We start from the raw sequence: 18,224 nt of genomic DNA, 5'->3' as shown, positions 1-18,224 counted from the left end.
GATTTTTTTATGACTTATTTATTTTGCTCATCTTTAAAAAATTGAAATTGCTTGAATTTATGTTGCAAAAGTAACTACAAAGCGGGTATATAAAGTAATTATGGAAATTTTAAATATGGGTGGTTACGCAGCTTTTGTTTGGCCAGCTTATTTTTTTGCACTAGGTTTAACATTCTTCTTGTACAGACGTTCAGTGAAACAGCTTAAAAAAGTAGAGAAAAAAGCTGAAGAGTTAGGGTTAGTATCTAAAGAAGTTAGCCAAACAGTTAGAGCAAGTCAAACTATCTAATTAATCATAAAATCTTTATACCCATTCGGATTGCAACAAACAATACAAGTGCGCCTGTAACAAATGCAAGAACTTTTGTAGACAATATTCTTATATTAACAAAATTACCTATTTGACCACCGATAAAAACACTTATTAATAAAGGCCAATAATTTAATAATTCATTGAATACAAATTTTTTAGAGAGGTGACCAAAAACACCTGATATAGAATTTATTAATATGAACAGCGAGGCAGCTGTCGCAATTTCTTTAGGTTTGCCAGCTTTTATTAAAAAAAGAATTGGGCTTAAAAAAATTCCTCCACCAATTCCCACAACACCAGAAATAAAACCAAGCACTGAGCCAATCCCAATTGAAATTGGATATGAAATCTTTTTATAACTTTTCTCATTATCATCATATTTTTTAAAATTGATTAATAATAGCAATCCTGCAATTGTGAGAATTACAAAAAGTAATACTTCAAATATTTCTTTATTAATCGAAAGGGTTCCACCAAAAAAAGCTAAAGGAACAGATCCAATTAAATAAGGTACAAGTAATTTAAGATTTAAGTTTCCAGCTCTTGTGTAATTAATGCAGTTTCCTGTAACGACAATGATGTTACAACAAAGCGCGATAATTGGAAAAACAGTAAACGGAATTCCCCAAAGCAATAATAACGCTAAGTAAGTTGATCCACCCCCAAACCCAACGCTTGAATAGATACAGGCAGTTATTAAAAATAATATTGTTAAAATTATCATCTTAAATCTTGAATTTTGGATATATGTGACGGTGTAATTTCGCAACATCCACCAATTAGTTTTGCACCCATATCAATGAATTCTTTTGAAATTTCTTGAAATTTAAAAGCAGTTAAATCTTCATTTTTACCCAGCGCTAAATTTGGATTTGAAGAGTCAGGTTTCCACCCTTTTGGTATTTCTTTGAATGCATTTACTTTAAATCCAAAAGGTAAACCAGATTCTATGAAACTATTTTTAGCATCAATAACATCTTCATAAGCTACACAAGAGCCGGTTATTGCTAAAGGATTATAAGATTTTATTTTATTTATAACATTTTTTATTTTTTCACCCGAGGGTAATAAGCCATTTTTTTTAAAATGAATTCCAACCACAAAAGGTTTATTGAATGTTTGTATTGATTGAATACCAATTTCGATTTCTTCTGAACTACTTAAAACATCAAGATAAAACAAATCTACTCCTTCATTTAAAATTTTCGCTTGGTCAAAAAAGTTTTTTTTCATTTTATCTATGTCGCCAAGTTCAGGAAGATAAGTAAAGTTTTGTGGAGGCAAACTGCCAGCAATTAACACTTTTCTTCCAGACTCTTTCACAGATTCTTTTGCAAGTTTTAACGCCGTAAAGTTTAATTCTTCGAAACGGTTTTCAATTTGATTATCTTCAAGTCGCCTTCTTCTAGATCCAAAAGTATTTGTTAATATGATTTCAGCTCCGGCATTGATAAAATCAAGATGGCAATCTTTTATAATTTGGTGATATTTTTTTTCCATCAATGCAGTTGCAGACCATAAGTTTGATACAGGCTTTACACCTCTAGCTAGAAGTTCTTGTCCCATTCCACCATCAAGTATTATGAAATTTTTTGTAAAAATATTTTTCATTTAAAGACCTAATAAACCTTGTAATTACTTAAGCAATTACTAAATAGCTCTAATGAATATTTTACATCTAGACTCTAGTGCCAGGAAAGAGGAATCAGTATCAAGAAAAATTGCCAAAGAACTGGTTAACAAATTAAAAAAAAATAATGATCAATTGGTCTACAGAGATATCTCTTCAAATATCCCATTTGTAGCAGGAATTAAAGGTGCAGGTTTTATAATTCCTGAAGAGGATAGAACTGAACAGGATAAAGAGTTATTTAAATTTTCAGATGAGCTTGTCGATGAAGTGTTAGCTGCAGATACAATTGTAATTTCAACGCCAATTTATAATTTTGGACCACCGGCAGCTGCCAAGGCTTGGTTTGATCTCGTTGCAAGGGCAGGAAAAACTTTCAAATATGAGCCCACTGGCCCAATTGGTTTGATAGGTGGAGGTAAAAAAGTTTATTTAGTAGTTACCTCAGGTGGAGTTCCAGTTGATAGTCCTGTAGATTTTTGTACACCATGGTTTAAGCAAGCATTAAATTTTTTAGGTATTTCTGATATAGAAATTATTGACTCATCTCAATTAAATATAAATGATGATAATTTAAAAAAAGCACAGGAGAAAATTAATAATTTATGATTAATGTAATCAAATATGAAGATCTAGGTGGAGCAGACCACGGATGGTTAAAAGCTAAACATCATTTTAGTTTTGCAAGTTATCAAGATCCAAATAGAGTAAGATTTGGTCCAATGAGAGTTATTAATGATGATATAGTAGGTCCAAAAACTGGTTTTGATCCTCATCCACATGACAATATGGAAATAATTACTTATGTGAGAAAAGGAGCAATTACCCATAAAGATGATATGGGCAATGAAGGCAAAACTGGCGCAGGTGATGTTCAGGTTATGTCTGCTGGAACTGGTGTTGTTCACTCAGAATATAATTTAGAAGATGAGGATACAAACCTCTATCAAATTTGGATGTTTCCAAATAAAAAAAATGTAAAACCAAGATGGGATGCAAAAGAATTTCCCAAAGAACCAGTTGAAGGACAGTTAAAACCTTTGGTTACTGGTTTTGATAACAATCATTCAGACTCGTTAAAAATTCACCAAGATGCTGTAATTTATGCAGGAAGAGTAAACAAAGGTAAAAGTGTGAAACAAACTATCGATAGAGATCAAGCTTATGTATTATGTTCACAAGGAAAAATTAAAATTAATGATACTGAAATTAAAAAAGGCGATGGAGCAGAAATTACAGAGTTAAAAGATGTTGAAATAACATCGTTAGAAGATAGTGAAATTTTATTTATTGATCTTCCAAGATAATTTTTTAATAGTATAAATATCTCATGCCTATTGATAGTACTAAAGAGTTTAAGCCAATCAATATTTCTGTTTTAACAATCTCAGACACTAGAACTGAGGCTACTGATAAATCCGGCCAAGTTTTAGCAAAGAAAATTAAAGAGAAGGGTCACGGGTTATCTCATAAGCAAATTGTTAAAGATAACAAAGATGATATAAAAAAAATTCTTTTAGAGTGGTGTAATGATAAAAATGTAGATGTCATTTTAACTACTGGTGGAACGGGGTTAACGGGCAGAGATACTACGCCTGAGGCTTTAGAAGAAATTAAGGATAAAGATATCCCAGGATTTGGGGAATTATTTAGATTAATTAGTTATAAAAAAATTGGTGCTTCGACGATCCAATCAAGAGCGATGGCAGTGCTTGCAAAAGGAACCTATATTTTTGCATTACCAGGTTCATCAGGTGCAGTAACTGATGCATGGGAAGATATATTAAAATTCCAATTAGACTCTAGATTTGCCCCATGCAATTTTATTGAATTAATCCCAAGACTCAATGAAGAGTAGACCGAACTAGGATTTGCACTTTTTACAAATACCATAAAATTCTAAATTATATTCTAGGTATTCTTCTCCAGCATCATCTTTAAAACTTGATAAAAATTTTGATAGTTTTGTGTTAAGTATCTCGGTAACTTTTTCACACCTTTGGCAGATGGAAAAAGCTGTTTTTGATGAGGTCTTACATTTAGAATTTTGACAATCTAAATACGCATTTTTACTTTCAATTCTGTGAATTTTACCCTTTTTAATTAATTTGTCTAAAGCTCGATAAACTTGAGGTGGCGCTTTTAAACCATTTTTCTTAACATCAGATAAGATTGTATAAGCTTTTATTGGTCCGGTTGATTTTTTTACTACCTCTAAAACCACTTTTTCATTTTTGCTTAATTTTTGAGATTTCATTTTTATATTTAATAATTTTTAACTTTATTTGATTTTTTAAAATTTATCAAAGACAGCAAAAATAGAATTAATGCAGCTGTTATTATTGATGGACCTGATGGTGAATTAAATTCTAGCGATGCAAATAAACCAATTGATACTGACATTATTCCTCCTACAATTGATAAAATTACCATTTTAGTTGGGCTATCAGATAAATTTCTGGCCATAGCAGCCGGCATGATCAGCATGCCAGTGATTAATAATAAACCTACCATTTTTATAGCTATAGCAATCATGGCAGCCATTAAAATTATAAAAATGATATTTGCTCTATCCGGTTTCATACCTTCAGCTTCAGCAAGATCATAATTAACAGTTGCCGCAAAAAGAGATTTCCATATAAATTTTAAAATAATTAGTATTATTGCACCACCAATCCAAATAATTAAAATATCTATTTTATTTACTGCAAGGATATCTCCAAAAAGTAATCCCATAACATCAAATCTTATATTTGATAAAAAACCGATAACGACTAACCCAGTTGCTAATGATGAGTGAGCCAATAAACCTAAAAGAGCATCTCCTGGAAGACGTGTATTTTTTTGAAGTGATAAAAGCATTACAGCAATTATTGATGAGATAACAAATACAGCGAGTGGAATATTTAATTCAAATGTTAATGCCATTGTAACTCCAAGTAAGGCAGAATGGGCTAGGGTATCTCCAAAAAAAGAAAGTCTTTTCCAGATTGTAAAACAACCCATTGGACCTGTAATCAATGAAACGCCAAGACCTGCAATTAACGCTCTTATAAAAAAATCATCTAACATAACTAATTATTTTTTTTTATTGTTCCATCAGTTGAATGACTATGATCATGATTATGCTCATAAATTGAAAGCATCGTAGAAGCTCGATCTCCGAATAACTCCCTGTATTGATCGCTATTTGCTACTTTCTTTGGGGTACCAGAACAACATATATGTCCATTGAGGCACACAACATAATCAGTAGCTGACATTACTACATGTAAATCATGGGATATAAGTAAAATACCGCAATTAGTTTTTTTAGATATAGATTTAATAAGCTCATAAAGTGAAATTTCACCTTTAAAATCTACTCCTTGTACCGGTTCATCAAGAACCAAAAGCTCAGGTTTTTTTGCTATTGCTCTCGCAATCAGTATTCTTTGGAATTCACCACCTGATAATTCATTTAAATTCTTATTTTTTAAATGATCTACACCGGTAAAGTCTAATGCTTCATTGATTTCCTCCGGATTGATCTTTGAAGTTAATTGCATAAAATCATTAACCCTTATTGGCAATGTCCAGTCAATCACTACCTTTTGAGGAACATAACCAATTTGACTGGTATATCTTTGAACATTACCTTCAAAGTTTTCATTTATACCCAAAGCCATTTTTGCAGTTGTTGTTTTACCCGATCCGTTTGGCCCGATAAGAGTTACAATTTCTCCTTGTTTCACCTCAAATGAAATGTTTTTCACAAGTATTTTTTTATTTTTTTCAACACTTGCATTTTCTAATTTGACTAAAGTTTTTTTATTATTTTTTTTCATATAGCTGTTGACTTCATAAAGTGTTATATTATAACAAGTTATATTATAACAATAATTTGCGATGTTAACCATGAAAAATCAAATAAACAAATTCTTTTTTTCAGTTTTTTTGATACTATTTTTAGGCTTTTCACATGCTAAAGCTGAATTACAAGTGGTAACCTCTATAAAACCTATATACTCTTTGGCAAGCATGTTAATGGACGGTATTGGTGCTCCGAAACTTATAGTTGATGGTAGCAACTCTCCACATAATTTTACCCTAAAACCTTCACATGCAAAAATGCTACAAAATGCTGACTTAGTATTTTGGGTAGGTGAAGACATCGAAGCATTCTTGGAGAAACCACTTCGTACAGTCGCTAAAAAAGCGAAAAAAATTGAATTGATGGAAATCAGTCAGATAAAAAAAATAAAATTTAGAGAAAAAAATATATATAAAGATCATCACGATGATCATGGACACAAAAAACACGATGATCATGGACACAAAAAACACGATGATCATGGACACAAAAAACACGATGATCATGGACACAAAAAACACGATGATCATGGACACAAAAAACACGATGATCATGGACATGCCCATGGCGAACATGATCCCCACATTTGGCTAGATCCTTTGAATGCAAAAGTGATCTTAAATGCTATGGCTAAGAATATGAAAATAATGGATAAGAAAAATTCAGCAAATTATGACTCAAATTTAAAAAAAGCTAATGCAAAAATAGATGGTTTAGTTTCTGAAATTAATAGGGTTATTAATAAAAATGCGAAATATGTAGTTTTTCATGATGCGTATCAATATTTCGAAAGACGTTTTGGTCTTAAAACACTTGGTGCTTTGACTGTAAATACAGATGTACTCCCAGGTGCAGAGCAATTAAAGGATATAAGAAAAGTTATTAAAAGAGAAAATGCAAAATGTATATTTTCAGAGCCTCAATTTAATCCAAAAATAATTAAGGCAATTGCAAAAGATACAAATATTAAAACTGGTGTATTAGACCCTCTTGGTGCAGATCTTAAAAATAATAAAGATCTTTACTTTCAATTATTAAATAATTTATCTAATTCACTTAGAAAGTGTTGACCTCTTCTCACGCTCGCTTGCGGTCTTTAGTTGGCCGCAAGCTCCTAAAATATCGTCACCTCTTGATTTTCTAAGAGTAACAATGTGACCATTCTTCTTTATTATTTCTATGAATTTAGAAGTTTGTTCTTTTGTCGCGGTTTTATATTTAACCCCTGGCCATGGATTAAATTGAATTAAATTTAATTTACATGGAAATTGTGACATAATTTTTGACAACTCTTTTGCACATTGTTCACTATCATTGACGTCTTTAAGTAGAACGTATTCGATAAATATTTTTTCTCCATTTTTTTTTGCATATTTATTACAATTATTAATAATATCTTGAATATTATATTTTTTATTAATCGGCATAATTGTATTCCTAATTTCATCATTTGATGCATGCAAAGATAAAGCTAAATAAGTACCTAGCTCGTCAGCTGCTTTTTTTATATTCGGAGATATTCCAGAAGTTGATACAGTTATTTTTTTATTAGAAAAGTTAAGACCATTTTCATCTTTTAAAATTTCAACTGACTTTTTTATATTTTCAAAATTATAAAATGGTTCACCCATGCCCATATAAACAATATTGTTAATTTTTTTTTGCTCTTTCCAATCATTCAATTCATCTTTTGCAATCAAGATCTGACTAATAATTTCATTTGATGATAAGTTTTTTACAAGTGGTTGAATACCGGTATGACAGAATTTACAATTTAAAGTACATCCAACTTGCGAAGAAATGCAAAGTGTAGCATGAGTTTCAGATGGTATATAAACTGTTTCAACTAAATTTTTATCATTTAACTCTAATAACCATTTAATAGTTCCATCTTTTGATACTTGTTTATTTTTAATTTTAGGTCTGGAAAAATTTACTATTTTTAATAATTCATCACGTAAACTCTGAGTTAAGTTTGAAAAGAGATTAGGATCAGAATATCCTTTTTGGTAATAAAACTTCCAAACTTGATTGGCTCTCATTGAAGATTTTTTTTTATCTAAATTAAAATTATTGGAAAAAATACTTTTTACTTCTCTATAATTAAGATCAGCAAATTCGATCATTTAAATTACAAATTTACTAAAAAGAAAATTAATTAATATCAAGACAAAGCTTGTAATTACTAATATGATACACCAAAATCTTAACAAAATCGCAGTTCCAGCTTTTTCGAAATTTTTCCATGGTATAAAATAATAACTAAGTAACGTTACTAAAATAAAAAAAAGTAAAATATCAGTTAAGCTTATATTCACTTTTGAAATTTATCTTTCCATTCAGAGTATGGCATTCCGTAAATCATTTCTCTAGAATCTGGATCAGAGATCTCAACACCTTTTTTTTCAGCCTCTTCCCTGAACCATTTTGATAAACAGTTTCTGCAAAAACCAGCCAAATTCATAAGATCAATGTTTTGAACATCTTTTCTCTTTCTTAAATGATTAATAAGTCTTTCAAATGCCTGTGATTGAATTTCTTTTTTTGTAGCTTCGTCCATAAAAATAATTATAAGAAGTTTAATGAAACTAACAGGTTCTTATAAAATTCCAACCGATAAACAGTCAGTTTGGGAAGCGCTAAATAATCCAGAGATATTAGAAAAGTGCATTCCCGGGTGCGAAGAGTTTAAAAAAAATTCTGACACTAGTTTTACAGCAACTGCCACAAACAAAATTGGGCCATTTAATGCAAGTTTTACCGGTGATGTTGAACTTCAAGATCTCAATCCTCCACATAGTTATAAGCTTGTAGGACAAGGTAATTCACCAGTAGGTTTTGCATCTGGAGAAGCTAAAGTAACTTTGACCGAAGATGCGGGTCATACTGTTTTGACTTATGATGTTGAGGCAAATGTTGGAGGAAAGATTGCACAAGTAGGTAGTAGATTGATTGATATGACGGCAAAAAAAATGGCTGATATTTTTTTTGGCAAATTTTCCGAAACAATATCCCCTCAAAGTCAAACTTCGCAATCTACAACAAAAACTTCTGTTGAAAAAAAAGTATTTAACAAAAAATTAATTTATGCGTTTGCAACATTAGTTTCTGTGGGCCTGATTTTATTAGCATTTTTTTAAACAACTTTTAATTGAAATTTTCTGACGCACTTGTTTTTTCATCTCAGTATGCGAAGATGTTTCTAGGGAGACAAGTTTAATAATGATGAAATTATCACTTAAGGTTAATGGAAAAAAAATAGAAAAAGAAGTTGATGATAATACTTTATTAGTTTCTTTTATTAGAGAAAATTTAAATTTAACAGGAACACATGTTGGATGCGATACAAGCCAATGTGGATCTTGCGTAGTTCATGTTAATGGCAAATCAGTAAAAAGTTGTGCAATGTTTGCTGCTGACGCTAATGGTTCAGAGGTGACAACTATAGAAGGATTGGAAAAGGATGGAAAATTACACCCTGTTCAAGAGTCTTTTAAAAAGCATCATGGTTTACAGTGTGGATATTGTACTCCAGGAATGGTTATGAGTTCTATTGATTTATTAAAATCACACAAAAACCCAACTGAAGAAGAAATTAGAAAAGGTTTAGAAGGTAATATTTGTAGATGTACAGGTTATCAAAATATTGTTGCATCAGTTAAAGGTGCAATTGGAAAAGTTTAACAAAAGGAGAAATAAAAATGGCAAGTATGATTGGTTCAAAAGTTGAAAGAAAAGAAGACAAAAAGTTTTTAACAGGAAAAGGAAGATACACTGCGGATATAACATTACATAACCAATCATATGCAGTTTTCATTCGTTCTCCTCACGCAAGAGCAAAAATTAAAGGAATTGATACAGCTAAAGCAAAAAAAGCATCTGGAGTTATCGATGTTTTAACAGGTAAAGATTTAGCAGATGACAAAATCGGAGGATTAATTGCAGGTTGGAAAATTGTAAGTAAAGACGGAACAGACATGAAATGCCCTGCTCATCCTGCATTGGCTACGGATACAGTTAATTATGTAGGTGATCACGTTGCATTAGTAATTGCTGAAAGTTTACAAGAAGCAAAAGATGCTGCTGATTTAGTAAATGTTGATTACAAAGTTTTAAAGGCAGTTGCAAATACAGGCGATGCCATGAACGCTGAAGCGATACACGATGGTATTGATAAAAATTTGTGTTTTGATTGGGAGCTTGGCGATAAAGCAAAGGTCGACGAAGCGTTTTCAAGTGCAGATAAAGTTGTTGAGATGAATATCGTAAACAATAGATTAGTTCCAAATGCTATGGAACCTAGAGCATCTATTGGTGACTACAATTCATCTTCAGATGAATTAACTTTGTACACTACAAGTCAAAACCCTCACTTGTCGAGATTAGTGATGTCAGCATTTAACGCACTTCATCCAGAGCATAAATTTAGAATTGTTGCTCCAGATGTTGGTGGAGGTTTTGGATCAAAAATTTATCCTTATTCTGAAGATGTAGTTATTGCTTGGGCAGCAAAGAGACTACAACGTCCAGTAAAATGGGTTTGTGAAAGAACAGAGTCATTCCTTTCTGACTGTCACGGAAGAGATCATATCACAAAAGCAGCTGTTGCAGTTAAAAGTGATGGAACTGTTACTGGTTTAAAAGTTGATACAATTGCAAACTTAGGTGGTTATGCATCTTTATTTGCAACTGTAACACCGACATATTTATATGGTCCATTAGTATTAGGACTTTACAATATACCCGCTGCTTACTGTAACGTAAAAGCAGTTTACACAAATACTGCTCCAGTTGATGCTTATAGAGGTGCAGGAAGACCAGAAGCTACTTATTTAATTGAAAGAATAATGGATAAAGCCGCTAAAGAAATGGGTATGGATAGAGCGGAGTTTAGAAAGAAAAACTTTATTAAACAGTTTCCTCATCAACAATGTTTAGTTCATAACATTGACTCAGGAGATTATGATGCACACTTCGATAAAGCATTAAATCTAGCTGATTATGCTGGGTTTGAAAAAAGGAAAGCAGAATCTGCAGCAAAAGGTAAGCTAAGAGGTATTGGTTTTTCAACTTATATCGAAGCTTGTGGTATTGCTCCATCAGCAGCAGTCATGTCATTAGGTGCTGGTGTTGGTTTATGGGAGTCTGCCGAAATTAGATTTAATCCAACTGGAAATATTTCAGTATTTACAGGAACACATAGTCATGGCCAAGGTCATGATACAACTTTTGCCCAAATAGTTTCCGACAAGTTGGGTGTGCCAGTTGAGAATATTGAAATCGTACATGGAGATACGGATAAAGGTCCATTTGGTATGGGTACTTATGGTTCAAGATCACTTGCTGTAGGTGGTTCTGCAATCTCAAAAGCTTGTGATAAAATTGTAGAAAAAGGAAAAGCAGTAGCTGCAAATATGCTAGAAGCTAAACCTGAAGACATTGAATTTAAAGATGGAGAATTCATTGTACCTAATACTAATAAGAAAAAAACAATGGGTGAAATTGCTTTTGCTTGTTATTTACCAGGAACATATGGTGAAATAAAATCACCTTTACCGGAAGGTATGGAGCCAGGCTTAAAAGAGACAGCATTTTACGATCCAGTAAACTTCTCTTTCCCAGCAGGTTCACATATTTGTGAAGTAGAAATTGATCCAACAACTGGAGAAACAAAGGTTGATACTTATACCTGTGTTGATGACTTTGGAAACTTAATCAATCCTATGATTGTTGAAGGCCAAATTCATGGTGGTTTAGCTCAAGGAATTGGACAAGCATTATATGAAAATGCATATTATGATGAGACAGGTCAGCTAGTGACAGCATCATACATGGATTATTGTATGCCAAGAGCTGATAATTTCCCAGAGTTTAGAATTGATTACACATGCACGCCAGCAACTTCAAACCCATTAGGTGTTAAAGGTTGTGGGGAGGCAGGTGCAATCGCTTCTCCTCCAGCTGTAATGAACGCAGTAGTAGATGCAATTGGAACAGAAGTTACAATGCCTGCAACTGCTGAAAAAGTTTGGAGAGCATTAAAAGATAAAAAATCAGCTCAAAAAAAAGCGGCATAAGGGGGGGTAAATGAAACAATTTAATTTTCACGAAGCAAAGAACGTAAAAGATGCAGTCAAAGCTGCATCAAAAAAATCTGCTTTTTTATCTGGAGGCCAGACTTTAATTCCTTCAATGAAATTAAGGTTATCTAGTTTTGACGATGTAATTAATGTCAAAAACATAAAAGATCTTCAAGGTATCAAAGTTAGTAGCAAATCTGTTACGATAGGTGCCGCAACAACACATGCTGAAGTAGCAGCGTCTAAAGATGTAAAAAAAGCTATTCCATCTCTTTCTCATTTAGCTGGGATGATTGGTGATGCTCAAGTTCGCAATAAAGGAACATTGGGTGGATCGATTGCTAATAATGATCCGAGTGCGTGTTACCCATCTGCCTGTATAGCATTGGATGCTACAATTCATACATCTGACAGAAAAATAGAGGCATCAAAATTTTTTAAAGGTATGTTTGAAACGGCACTAAAAAAAGACGAGTTAGTTACAGCTGTAGAGTTTAAAATACCAGAAAGTTCAAGCTATGTTAAAATTCCAAATCCAGCTTCAAGATATGCAATGGTTGGAGTTTATGTTGCTAAACACAAAAAAGATGTAATTTGCGCAGTGACTGGCGCTCAAGCGGTTGTTTATCGATGCAAGGAAATTGAAAAAGAATTAGGTAATAATTTTTCTTCAGATTCTTTAAATAACCTAAATTTAGATTATAGCGAAATGAACTCAGATATCCATGCATCAGCAGAATATAGAGCAAGTTTAGTTTTATCTGCTGCCCAAAAAGCAGTCGCTAATTGCAAATAATTTAAATAATTTATCATAATCTGATAAGGTACTATTTATGAATAATACCTTTGACGAAAAAATTCTAGATGAAGCTCATCAATGGATTGAGCAAAATAAAAAAGTTATTCTTGCAACAGTCATTCAAACATGGGGTTCTTCACCAAGGCCAGTAGGTAGTTTGATGATTGTAAATGACTCTGGTGATTTTTCAGGCTCAGTATCAGGCGGATGCGTAGAAGGTGAGGTTGTAAGACAATGCCTAGATTTATTAAATGATAAAAATGATTTTAAAAAAATTGATTTCAAAGTTTCAAATGAAAGCGCCTGGAATGTTGGTCTTGCATGTGGAGGTGAGATAGCAATTTTTTTAGAAAAATTAAAAAAATGAATTCAGACTTACTTCAAGAAATAATTAATTTAAAAAATTCTAAAAAAGAATTTTCAGTTATTACTGATATTAGCAATGCTAAAAGTTATATTTTTTCTTTAAATGAAAAAATACAAGAAGAGCTAAAAGAAAATGAAAAAAAAATTATTGAACTTTATAAATCTAGAAAAGATGGCTTAATAAAAGGAACAAACTTATTTGTAAAAAATTATCACCGACCAATCAAAGTTGTAATAATTGGAGCTGTTCATATATCTCAATTTTTCGTTGAGTATGCAAAATCGCTTAACCTGGATATTTATATTATTGATCCGCGTGGTTATTTTGCTTCTGAGAAAAGATTTCCGTCAGTAAATATAATTAATTTGTGGCCAGACGAGGCTTTTAAACATTGTACATTAGATAAAAATACGGCTTTGATTGCTTTAACCCATGACCCAAAAATTGATGATCCCGCAATACAAGAGGCTTTAAATAAAAAATGTTTTTATATTGGTGCGCTAGGAAGTAAGAAAACTCATGAGAATAGATGTAATCGTTTGATTGAAAATGGTTTTGAAAAAGAAGAGATAAAAAAAATTTTTGGACCAATCGGAATTAAATTTGGAGGAAGATCTGCACCAGAGATAGCTTTATCAATTATTTTTCAACTGATGACTGAGATTTACAAGCAGTGATATCTGCAATTTTACTAGCGGCCGGTACATCATCACGTTATGGGAAAGATAATAAACTTCTTGTTAAATATAAAAAAAAACCTTTACTGTCATATTCTTTGAAAGCTTTATTAAAAAGCAAAGTCAAAGATATTGTTGTTGTACTTGGTAAAGATAAACAAAAGATACTAGAAGAAATTCCTCAGAACAGAAAAATTAAAGTCATTTTTAATAAAAATTATAAAAGAGGAATGGCATCTTCTATCCTGACCGGTTTGAAAAAAATAAATAAAAGCAGCCATGGCTTTATGGTGTGTTTATCTGATATGCCAAAAATTAAATCTTCTACTTATAATAAAATTATTAATTATTTTAATAAAAATAAAAAAATTCCTTGTGTTCCTTGCTATAAAAATAGAAATGGAAATCCAGTATGCTTTCCAATAAGCTTTAAGCCTAAAATCAAAAATATCAAAGGTGATCAGGGAGCAAAAAAAATCCTTCTAATGAATAATTTTAATAAAGTTAGTATTTCATCAAGTTCAATATTAATTGATTTTGATAAAAAATCTGATTTTAAAAAGTAAAATCTTTTAAGTATTCTTTTAGCTTATTTGGTTTATCTAAAGTTATTGTTTGAAACCCTATTTTTTTTGCTGATTCAGTATTTTCTGGTCTATCATCAATAAAAAGTGTTTTTTTAGGATCACAAATAAATTTTTTAATGGCTAATTCATAAATTTTTACATCTGGTTTTTTTAGACCAACTTTTCCAGATATAATCATGTCGTCAAACTCATTAATAAATTTATTTTTAGATGCATAAATATCAAATTGATCACCAGGAAAATTACTTAAAATAAAAATCGAAATCCCTTTTTGTTTTAAGTCAAATGCAATTTTAAGATTTTCCTCATAAATACCAACTATCATCTCTTGAAAGCGACCATAAAATGACTCTATTGCATATTTATAATCTGGATGTTCTTCAATTTTTTTTAAAGTTGCGGGTTTTGTGTCATAAACTAAATCTTGTTGAATATGCCATTCCCAAGGACATATATTTTTAAAAAAAAAATCGGTGTCTTCTGGGGTATCAAAAACTTTATTGTATAGATTTCTTGGATCAAATTTAACTATAACTTTCCCAAGATCAAAAATTACTTTTTCAATTTTACTCACGATAAATCGATAGCGAATTTTTTAAGAGTTTCTAAATTTATAATTTCTAAAGTTTTTTTATTGGTACTTTTAATAAAAATCTTACATGGATGACCAGCATCTACTGCTCTCTTAAACCATGTTGCACAAACACACCAGCTATCACCATTTTTTAATCCTACGAAATTATATTCTGGCCTAGGTGTAATCAAATCATTACCATTATCTTTACAAAATTTTAAAAAATCATCGTTTACTTTCGCACATACAGTATGAGTGCCAATATCGTTTTCATCTGTATTGCAACATCCATCTCTGTACCAGCCTGTTAATGGATCTAATGAGCAATTTTCCAATTTCTCACCAAGAACATTGAGTTGATTTTTAGTCATGAAAGACGTTTGCGATTTTTTCTTCTAATTCAATATTTAATGAAAAGGATCGCCTTTCACCACTTGTATGAAATGGATAGGCTGTATGCATTAAGTAATTTGGAAATAATATCATATCTCCAACTTTCGGAACATGATTATAAATACTATCACTTAAAAAACTCTTAGAGCCATTGATGAAATCAATTGTTCCATTAGTTTTGATGTCTTTTTTACTTTTATTAAAATTTTTTGGAATCTTTAGATATCCAACCGCAGACAAATGTCCATCATGATAATGAATAGGGTTATATTCATTTTGAAACTGTCTTACTACCCATAGGTTTTTAATTGTTATTTTTTTTGCATTTTTATTAATAGATTTTTTTAAAAAAACTTTTACTTCTTTAGTAATAAGCTTTGATAGGTTTTTCTTTACGAAAGTTTTTGGCAACTCAAATTCTTGTTTAACCTCACCCACTAGTTTTTTTGAATAATTAAGTTTTTTTGCTAATTGTTTATTCTCTAATATTCTATCAACCTCAGTATTTATTTTTTTAATAATAGAAATAGGTAGTTTAAATTTACCTATCTTAGGTCCAAAAGGGCTTAGAACTTTCATTTTAAAGCTTCGTTGGGTTTGGTTGACCCTTGTATACAATTTCAGGGTCAAATGTTTTCTCATTTTCCTCAAACTTTAACTCAATATCATCAGTTTTATTTTCGAGCGGTATTGATCTATAAAAACATGAGTAGTATCCAACATGACAACTCGCTCCATCACCAATATCAACTGATATCCATACAGAGTCTTGATCGTCATCTATTCTTATAAATTTTACTTTTTGAACCCATCCGCTTGTTTTACCTTTATGCCAAATAGCATTTCTTGATCTACTGAAATAATGCGCTTCTTTTGTCTCTATAGTTTTTTTAAACGCTTTCTCATTCATATAACCGTGCATTAAAATTTCCCCAGATTTATGATCAGTGGTGATCACTGGTATCAACCCATTTTGATCAAACTTAGGGCATAATTCTTTACCTTCTTCTACTTGTTCTACAGATATTCTTTTTTTAAACATTGTTATGTGTATCTATAATTGTATATTAGATTAATCAAATTTAATTATACAGGGACTTAATGACAAATAAAAATGTAACAGAATTTAGAGCAAAATTAGAAGAAAAAATTAGTAAAGAGGAAGCAAAAAAAGCTATTCAAACAATATTAAAATACATTGGGGAAAATCCTGATCGTGAAGGCCTGATTGAAACCCCAAAAAGAGTAATCAAAGCTTTTGATGAATATTTTTCAGGATATGCAGAAGACCCTCAGTTATATTTGGAAAAAACTTTTGGAGATGTGGAAGGATATGACGATATGGTTATTCAAAAAAACATATCTATCCAAAGTCATTGCGAGCACCATATGGCACCAATAATTGGAATTGCTCATGTGGCTTATATCCCTTCAGAAAAAGTTGTAGGTTTAAGCAAGTTAGCTAGAGTCGTTGAGGCATTTTCAAGAAGACTGCAAACACAAGAGAGATTAACCATGCAAATTGCTAATGCGATTAACAAGGGTTTAAAAGCTCATGGAACCGCGGTATGTATTGATGCTGTTCACCAATGCATGACGACTAGAGGAGTAATGAAAGAAAACGCTACAACTGTAACAAATTATTTCACAGGCTCATTTAGAGATAGTCAGTCACTTCAGCAAAGATTTTTATCTTATATTAACCAAAAGTAATGTTTGATATTCCTGACAAATATAAAAATTTAAAAAAAGTTTATGTTGATACAACTCATGTAGCGACACAAATAGATAGCCCTAAAGTTTATTATAAAATCAAGCCAAACGAGGGATATGTAGTTTGTGGATACTGTAATATTTGCTTTATTTTAAAAGAGGACGCAGATCTTGATACGGACAGAGTGTTTTTTTATAATGAAAGACAGAGTAAATTAGAACATCAATCAAATTAAAATTTTATGAGTTTTAAAGCTATAGTTTTAAATAAGGATGGTGAAAACTTTACCAGAGAAGTCAAAGAGGTTGAAAAGTCTTTTTTAACTCATGGTAATGTTTTGGTTAAAGTAGATTATTCATCTTTAAATTTTAAAGACGGTATGATTTTAAAGAATGGAGGAAACCTAGTTAAAGATTATCCTCATATACCAGGTATAGACTTTTCAGGAACTGTTGAGGAAAGTGAATCTGGTAAATTCAAAAAGGGGGATAAAGTCATATTAACTGGCTGGAGAGTAGGCGAAGTTTTCTTTGGTGGGTATTCTCAGTATGCAAAAGTTCAAGATGATTTTTTAGTTAAAATGCCAAATGACCTAGATAGCAAAAAGGCAATGATATTAGGAACAGCAGGCCTTACAGCTCTAATGTGTGTCTTGGCTATTCAAGCAAGAGAAACAATTCTATTAGGTGAGCCAATAAAAGATGTTTTGGTGACAGGTGCTACAGGTGGAGTTGGAAGTGTTGCAGTTTTAGCACTCAGTAAACTTGGGTATAACGTTTCAGCCGTAACTGGAAAAAAAGATAAATCAGGCTTTTTAAAATCCTTAGGAGCAAATAATATAGTAGATCGTTCAGAACTTGATCAAGATGCAAGACCAATTGATAAAGGCTTATACGACGGGGTAGTTGATACAACAGGTGGTAAAATACTTGCAAAAGCATTATCTCATACAAGACCAAATGGTATTGTAGCTGCTTGTGGATTGGCAAGTAGTTACAAATTAGAGACAACTGTTATGCCTTTTATTATTAGAGGAGTTAAGCTTTGGGGAATAGACTCTGTTACAGCTCCTGCAAAAAGAAGAGAATTTCTATGGTCACAAGCAACTACTTATATTGATTTTAATCAGTTATCCGAAGGTGTCCAAGAATGGGGTCTTGAAGATTTAGTTCAAAATTCATCTAAAATATTAAAAGGCCAAATTTCAGGAAGAGTTATTGTAAACGTAAATAAATAA

At 31.5% G+C, this 18,224-nt stretch carries 26 protein-coding genes; 15 read left to right on the top strand and 11 right to left on the bottom strand.

Features of this window, described 5'->3' with window-relative positions; genetic code table 11:
- The first annotated feature begins 100 nt into the window (after positions 1-100).
- Positions 101-289 carry a heme exporter protein CcmD gene (locus tag ACTTAQ_RS02265; protein WP_440695176.1) on the top strand — a complete coding sequence of 63 codons (189 nt, stop codon included), beginning with the start codon at positions 101-103 and terminating at the stop codon, positions 287-289.
- A gap of 4 nt (positions 290-293) precedes the next feature.
- On the opposite strand, the gene ACTTAQ_RS02260 is transcribed toward ACTTAQ_RS02265, so the two are convergent.
- Complete coding sequence (locus tag ACTTAQ_RS02260; protein WP_440695174.1) at positions 294-1,037, bottom strand: sulfite exporter TauE/SafE family protein; 744 nt, start codon at positions 1,035-1,037, stop codon at positions 294-296.
- Positions 1,034-1,924, bottom strand: a complete 891-nt coding sequence (locus ACTTAQ_RS02255; RefSeq protein ID WP_440695173.1) for a homocysteine S-methyltransferase family protein — start codon at positions 1,922-1,924, stop codon at positions 1,034-1,036. Before ACTTAQ_RS02255 ends, ACTTAQ_RS02260 begins: the two co-directional genes overlap by 4 nt.
- A 52-nt stretch (positions 1,925-1,976) precedes the next feature.
- On the opposite strand from ACTTAQ_RS02255, the gene ACTTAQ_RS02250 reads away from it, so the two are divergent.
- Genes ACTTAQ_RS02250 through moaB form a run of 3 tightly spaced genes read left to right on the top strand, consistent with a single transcriptional unit; the run spans position 1,977 to position 3,801 of the window.
- Positions 1,977-2,552, top strand: coding sequence for an FMN-dependent NADH-azoreductase (locus ACTTAQ_RS02250; RefSeq protein WP_440695172.1), 576 nt, complete (start codon positions 1,977-1,979; stop codon positions 2,550-2,552).
- A complete protein-coding gene (locus ACTTAQ_RS02245) occupies positions 2,549-3,250 on the top strand; it encodes a pirin family protein (protein WP_009359961.1) in 702 nt (233 codons plus the stop codon). The genes ACTTAQ_RS02250 and ACTTAQ_RS02245 overlap by 4 nt, the downstream gene beginning before the upstream one ends.
- A 23-nt stretch (positions 3,251-3,273) precedes the next feature.
- On the top strand, positions 3,274-3,801 hold the full coding sequence (gene moaB / locus ACTTAQ_RS02240) for a molybdenum cofactor biosynthesis protein B (RefSeq protein ID WP_440695169.1): 528 nt from the start codon (positions 3,274-3,276) through the stop codon (positions 3,799-3,801).
- 6 nt (positions 3,802-3,807) lie between these two features.
- On the opposite strand, the gene ACTTAQ_RS02235 is transcribed toward moaB, so the two are convergent.
- Genes ACTTAQ_RS02235 through ACTTAQ_RS02225 form a run of 3 tightly spaced genes read right to left on the bottom strand, consistent with a single transcriptional unit; the run spans position 3,808 to position 5,770 of the window.
- Complete coding sequence (locus tag ACTTAQ_RS02235; protein ID WP_009359963.1) at positions 3,808-4,200, bottom strand: Fur family transcriptional regulator; 393 nt, start codon at positions 4,198-4,200, stop codon at positions 3,808-3,810.
- Between the two features lie 8 nt (positions 4,201-4,208).
- A complete protein-coding gene (locus tag ACTTAQ_RS02230) occupies positions 4,209-5,015 on the bottom strand; it encodes a metal ABC transporter permease (protein ID WP_440695168.1) in 807 nt (268 codons plus the stop codon).
- Positions 5,016-5,017: 2 nt separating this feature from the next.
- Complete coding sequence (locus tag ACTTAQ_RS02225) at positions 5,018-5,770, bottom strand: ATP-binding cassette domain-containing protein (RefSeq protein WP_440695166.1); 753 nt, start codon at positions 5,768-5,770, stop codon at positions 5,018-5,020.
- Positions 5,771-5,840: 70 nt separating this feature from the next.
- On the opposite strand from ACTTAQ_RS02225, the gene ACTTAQ_RS02220 reads away from it, so the two are divergent.
- On the top strand, positions 5,841-6,866 hold the full coding sequence (locus ACTTAQ_RS02220) for a zinc ABC transporter substrate-binding protein (RefSeq protein ID WP_440695165.1): 1,026 nt from the start codon (positions 5,841-5,843) through the stop codon (positions 6,864-6,866).
- Here ACTTAQ_RS02220 and rlmN read toward each other — a convergent pair.
- Positions 6,849-7,922: a 23S rRNA (adenine(2503)-C(2))-methyltransferase RlmN gene (gene rlmN, locus ACTTAQ_RS02215; RefSeq protein ID WP_440695164.1), complete on the bottom strand. Its 1,074-nt coding sequence runs from the start codon at positions 7,920-7,922 to the stop codon at positions 6,849-6,851. The two genes, ACTTAQ_RS02220 and rlmN, sit on opposite strands and share 18 nt — an antisense overlap.
- A gap of 188 nt (positions 7,923-8,110) precedes the next feature.
- Positions 8,111-8,356: a DUF1244 domain-containing protein gene (locus ACTTAQ_RS02210; protein WP_440695163.1), complete on the bottom strand. Its 246-nt coding sequence runs from the start codon at positions 8,354-8,356 to the stop codon at positions 8,111-8,113.
- Positions 8,357-8,378: 22 nt separating this feature from the next.
- Between ACTTAQ_RS02210 and ACTTAQ_RS02205 the strand changes: the two genes are divergently transcribed.
- The 7 genes from ACTTAQ_RS02205 to ACTTAQ_RS02175 all read left to right on the top strand — a co-directional run bounded on the left by ACTTAQ_RS02205 (position 8,379) and on the right by ACTTAQ_RS02175 (position 14,285).
- The gene (locus ACTTAQ_RS02205) at positions 8,379-8,936 is read left to right on the top strand and encodes an SRPBCC family protein (protein WP_440695162.1); all 558 of its coding nucleotides are present in this window, start codon (positions 8,379-8,381) and stop codon (positions 8,934-8,936) included.
- Between the two features lie 82 nt (positions 8,937-9,018).
- A complete protein-coding gene (locus ACTTAQ_RS02200) occupies positions 9,019-9,480 on the top strand; it encodes a (2Fe-2S)-binding protein (RefSeq protein ID WP_440695160.1) in 462 nt (153 codons plus the stop codon).
- 26 nt (positions 9,481-9,506) lie between these two features.
- Entirely contained in the window at positions 9,507-11,873 is a 2,367-nt protein-coding gene (locus ACTTAQ_RS02195) for a xanthine dehydrogenase family protein molybdopterin-binding subunit (RefSeq protein ID WP_440695302.1), read from the top strand.
- 10 nt (positions 11,874-11,883) lie between these two features.
- Positions 11,884-12,672: an FAD binding domain-containing protein gene (locus tag ACTTAQ_RS02190; RefSeq protein ID WP_440695158.1), complete on the top strand. Its 789-nt coding sequence runs from the start codon at positions 11,884-11,886 to the stop codon at positions 12,670-12,672.
- Between the two features lie 37 nt (positions 12,673-12,709).
- Positions 12,710-13,042 carry an XdhC family protein gene (locus tag ACTTAQ_RS02185; protein WP_440695157.1) on the top strand — a complete coding sequence of 111 codons (333 nt, stop codon included), beginning with the start codon at positions 12,710-12,712 and terminating at the stop codon, positions 13,040-13,042.
- On the top strand, positions 13,039-13,719 hold the full coding sequence (locus ACTTAQ_RS02180; protein WP_440695155.1) for an XdhC family protein: 681 nt from the start codon (positions 13,039-13,041) through the stop codon (positions 13,717-13,719). Before ACTTAQ_RS02185 ends, ACTTAQ_RS02180 begins: the two co-directional genes overlap by 4 nt.
- Entirely contained in the window at positions 13,716-14,285 is a 570-nt protein-coding gene (locus tag ACTTAQ_RS02175) for a nucleotidyltransferase family protein (RefSeq protein WP_440695153.1), read from the top strand. The genes ACTTAQ_RS02180 and ACTTAQ_RS02175 overlap by 4 nt, the downstream gene beginning before the upstream one ends.
- Here the strand turns inward: ACTTAQ_RS02175 and ACTTAQ_RS02170 are convergent.
- The 4 genes from ACTTAQ_RS02170 to hisI are packed head-to-tail and all read right to left on the bottom strand — an operon-like array spanning position 14,275 to position 16,315.
- Complete coding sequence (locus ACTTAQ_RS02170; RefSeq protein WP_440695152.1) at positions 14,275-14,880, bottom strand: HAD family hydrolase; 606 nt, start codon at positions 14,878-14,880, stop codon at positions 14,275-14,277. The genes ACTTAQ_RS02175 and ACTTAQ_RS02170 overlap by 11 nt on opposite strands.
- Positions 14,877-15,251, bottom strand: a complete 375-nt coding sequence (locus ACTTAQ_RS02165; protein ID WP_009359977.1) for a DUF2237 family protein — start codon at positions 15,249-15,251, stop codon at positions 14,877-14,879. The genes ACTTAQ_RS02170 and ACTTAQ_RS02165 overlap by 4 nt, the downstream gene beginning before the upstream one ends.
- The gene (locus ACTTAQ_RS02160) at positions 15,244-15,852 is read right to left on the bottom strand and encodes a putative 2OG-Fe(II) oxygenase (protein ID WP_440695149.1); all 609 of its coding nucleotides are present in this window, start codon (positions 15,850-15,852) and stop codon (positions 15,244-15,246) included. The genes ACTTAQ_RS02165 and ACTTAQ_RS02160 overlap by 8 nt, the downstream gene beginning before the upstream one ends.
- A 1-nt stretch (position 15,853) precedes the next feature.
- A complete protein-coding gene (gene hisI / locus ACTTAQ_RS02155) occupies positions 15,854-16,315 on the bottom strand; it encodes a phosphoribosyl-AMP cyclohydrolase (RefSeq protein ID WP_440695147.1) in 462 nt (153 codons plus the stop codon).
- A 59-nt stretch (positions 16,316-16,374) separates the two neighbouring features.
- Here hisI and folE point away from each other — a divergent pair, with 59 nt between their 5' ends.
- Genes folE through ACTTAQ_RS02140 form a run of 3 tightly spaced genes read left to right on the top strand, consistent with a single transcriptional unit; the run spans position 16,375 to position 18,224 of the window.
- Positions 16,375-16,986: a GTP cyclohydrolase I FolE gene (gene folE, locus ACTTAQ_RS02150; RefSeq protein WP_440695146.1), complete on the top strand. Its 612-nt coding sequence runs from the start codon at positions 16,375-16,377 to the stop codon at positions 16,984-16,986.
- The gene (locus ACTTAQ_RS02145; protein ID WP_009359981.1) at positions 16,986-17,222 is read left to right on the top strand and encodes a zinc-finger domain-containing protein; all 237 of its coding nucleotides are present in this window, start codon (positions 16,986-16,988) and stop codon (positions 17,220-17,222) included. Before folE ends, ACTTAQ_RS02145 begins: the two co-directional genes overlap by 1 nt.
- A gap of 6 nt (positions 17,223-17,228) precedes the next feature.
- Positions 17,229-18,224: an MDR family oxidoreductase gene (locus ACTTAQ_RS02140; protein ID WP_440695144.1), complete on the top strand. Its 996-nt coding sequence runs from the start codon at positions 17,229-17,231 to the stop codon at positions 18,222-18,224.

Origin of the sequence: Candidatus Pelagibacter sp. HIMB109 (genome assembly GCF_052048155.1) — a bacterium.
Lineage (GTDB): Bacteria > Pseudomonadota > Alphaproteobacteria > Pelagibacterales > Pelagibacteraceae > HIMB114.
The sequence above is the reverse complement of the archived record's forward strand: the minus strand, read 5'-3'. Positions and strand labels throughout refer to the sequence as shown.

Bases quoted from the DNA above. Each gene is read 5' to 3' on its own strand.
- ACTTAQ_RS02265 (WP_440695176.1), top strand. From the start codon at position 101: ATGGAAATTTTAAATATGGGTGGTTACGCAGCTTTTGTTTGGCCAGCT.
- ACTTAQ_RS02260 (WP_440695174.1), bottom strand. From the start codon at position 1,037: ATGATAATTTTAACAATATTATTTTTAATAACTGCCTGTATCTATTCA.
- ACTTAQ_RS02255 (WP_440695173.1), bottom strand. From the start codon at position 1,924: ATGAAAAATATTTTTACAAAAAATTTCATAATACTTGATGGTGGAATG.
- ACTTAQ_RS02250 (WP_440695172.1), top strand. From the start codon at position 1,977: ATGAATATTTTACATCTAGACTCTAGTGCCAGGAAAGAGGAATCAGTA.
- ACTTAQ_RS02245 (WP_009359961.1), top strand. From the start codon at position 2,549: ATGATTAATGTAATCAAATATGAAGATCTAGGTGGAGCAGACCACGGA.
- moaB (WP_440695169.1), top strand. From the start codon at position 3,274: ATGCCTATTGATAGTACTAAAGAGTTTAAGCCAATCAATATTTCTGTT.
- ACTTAQ_RS02235 (WP_009359963.1), bottom strand. From the start codon at position 4,200: ATGAAATCTCAAAAATTAAGCAAAAATGAAAAAGTGGTTTTAGAGGTA.
- ACTTAQ_RS02230 (WP_440695168.1), bottom strand. From the start codon at position 5,015: ATGTTAGATGATTTTTTTATAAGAGCGTTAATTGCAGGTCTTGGCGTT.
- ACTTAQ_RS02225 (WP_440695166.1), bottom strand. From the start codon at position 5,770: ATGAAAAAAAATAATAAAAAAACTTTAGTCAAATTAGAAAATGCAAGT.
- ACTTAQ_RS02220 (WP_440695165.1), top strand. From the start codon at position 5,841: ATGAAAAATCAAATAAACAAATTCTTTTTTTCAGTTTTTTTGATACTA.
- rlmN (WP_440695164.1), bottom strand. From the start codon at position 7,922: ATGATCGAATTTGCTGATCTTAATTATAGAGAAGTAAAAAGTATTTTT.
- ACTTAQ_RS02210 (WP_440695163.1), bottom strand. From the start codon at position 8,356: ATGGACGAAGCTACAAAAAAAGAAATTCAATCACAGGCATTTGAAAGA.
- ACTTAQ_RS02205 (WP_440695162.1), top strand. From the start codon at position 8,379: ATGAAACTAACAGGTTCTTATAAAATTCCAACCGATAAACAGTCAGTT.
- ACTTAQ_RS02200 (WP_440695160.1), top strand. From the start codon at position 9,019: ATGATGAAATTATCACTTAAGGTTAATGGAAAAAAAATAGAAAAAGAA.
- ACTTAQ_RS02195 (WP_440695302.1), top strand. From the start codon at position 9,507: ATGATTGGTTCAAAAGTTGAAAGAAAAGAAGACAAAAAGTTTTTAACA.
- ACTTAQ_RS02190 (WP_440695158.1), top strand. From the start codon at position 11,884: ATGAAACAATTTAATTTTCACGAAGCAAAGAACGTAAAAGATGCAGTC.
- ACTTAQ_RS02185 (WP_440695157.1), top strand. From the start codon at position 12,710: ATGAATAATACCTTTGACGAAAAAATTCTAGATGAAGCTCATCAATGG.
- ACTTAQ_RS02180 (WP_440695155.1), top strand. From the start codon at position 13,039: ATGAATTCAGACTTACTTCAAGAAATAATTAATTTAAAAAATTCTAAA.
- ACTTAQ_RS02165 (WP_009359977.1), bottom strand. From the start codon at position 15,251: ATGACTAAAAATCAACTCAATGTTCTTGGTGAGAAATTGGAAAATTGC.
- ACTTAQ_RS02160 (WP_440695149.1), bottom strand. From the start codon at position 15,852: ATGAAAGTTCTAAGCCCTTTTGGACCTAAGATAGGTAAATTTAAACTA.
- hisI (WP_440695147.1), bottom strand. From the start codon at position 16,315: ATGTTTAAAAAAAGAATATCTGTAGAACAAGTAGAAGAAGGTAAAGAA.
- folE (WP_440695146.1), top strand. From the start codon at position 16,375: ATGACAAATAAAAATGTAACAGAATTTAGAGCAAAATTAGAAGAAAAA.
- ACTTAQ_RS02145 (WP_009359981.1), top strand. From the start codon at position 16,986: ATGTTTGATATTCCTGACAAATATAAAAATTTAAAAAAAGTTTATGTT.
- ACTTAQ_RS02140 (WP_440695144.1), top strand. From the start codon at position 17,229: ATGAGTTTTAAAGCTATAGTTTTAAATAAGGATGGTGAAAACTTTACC.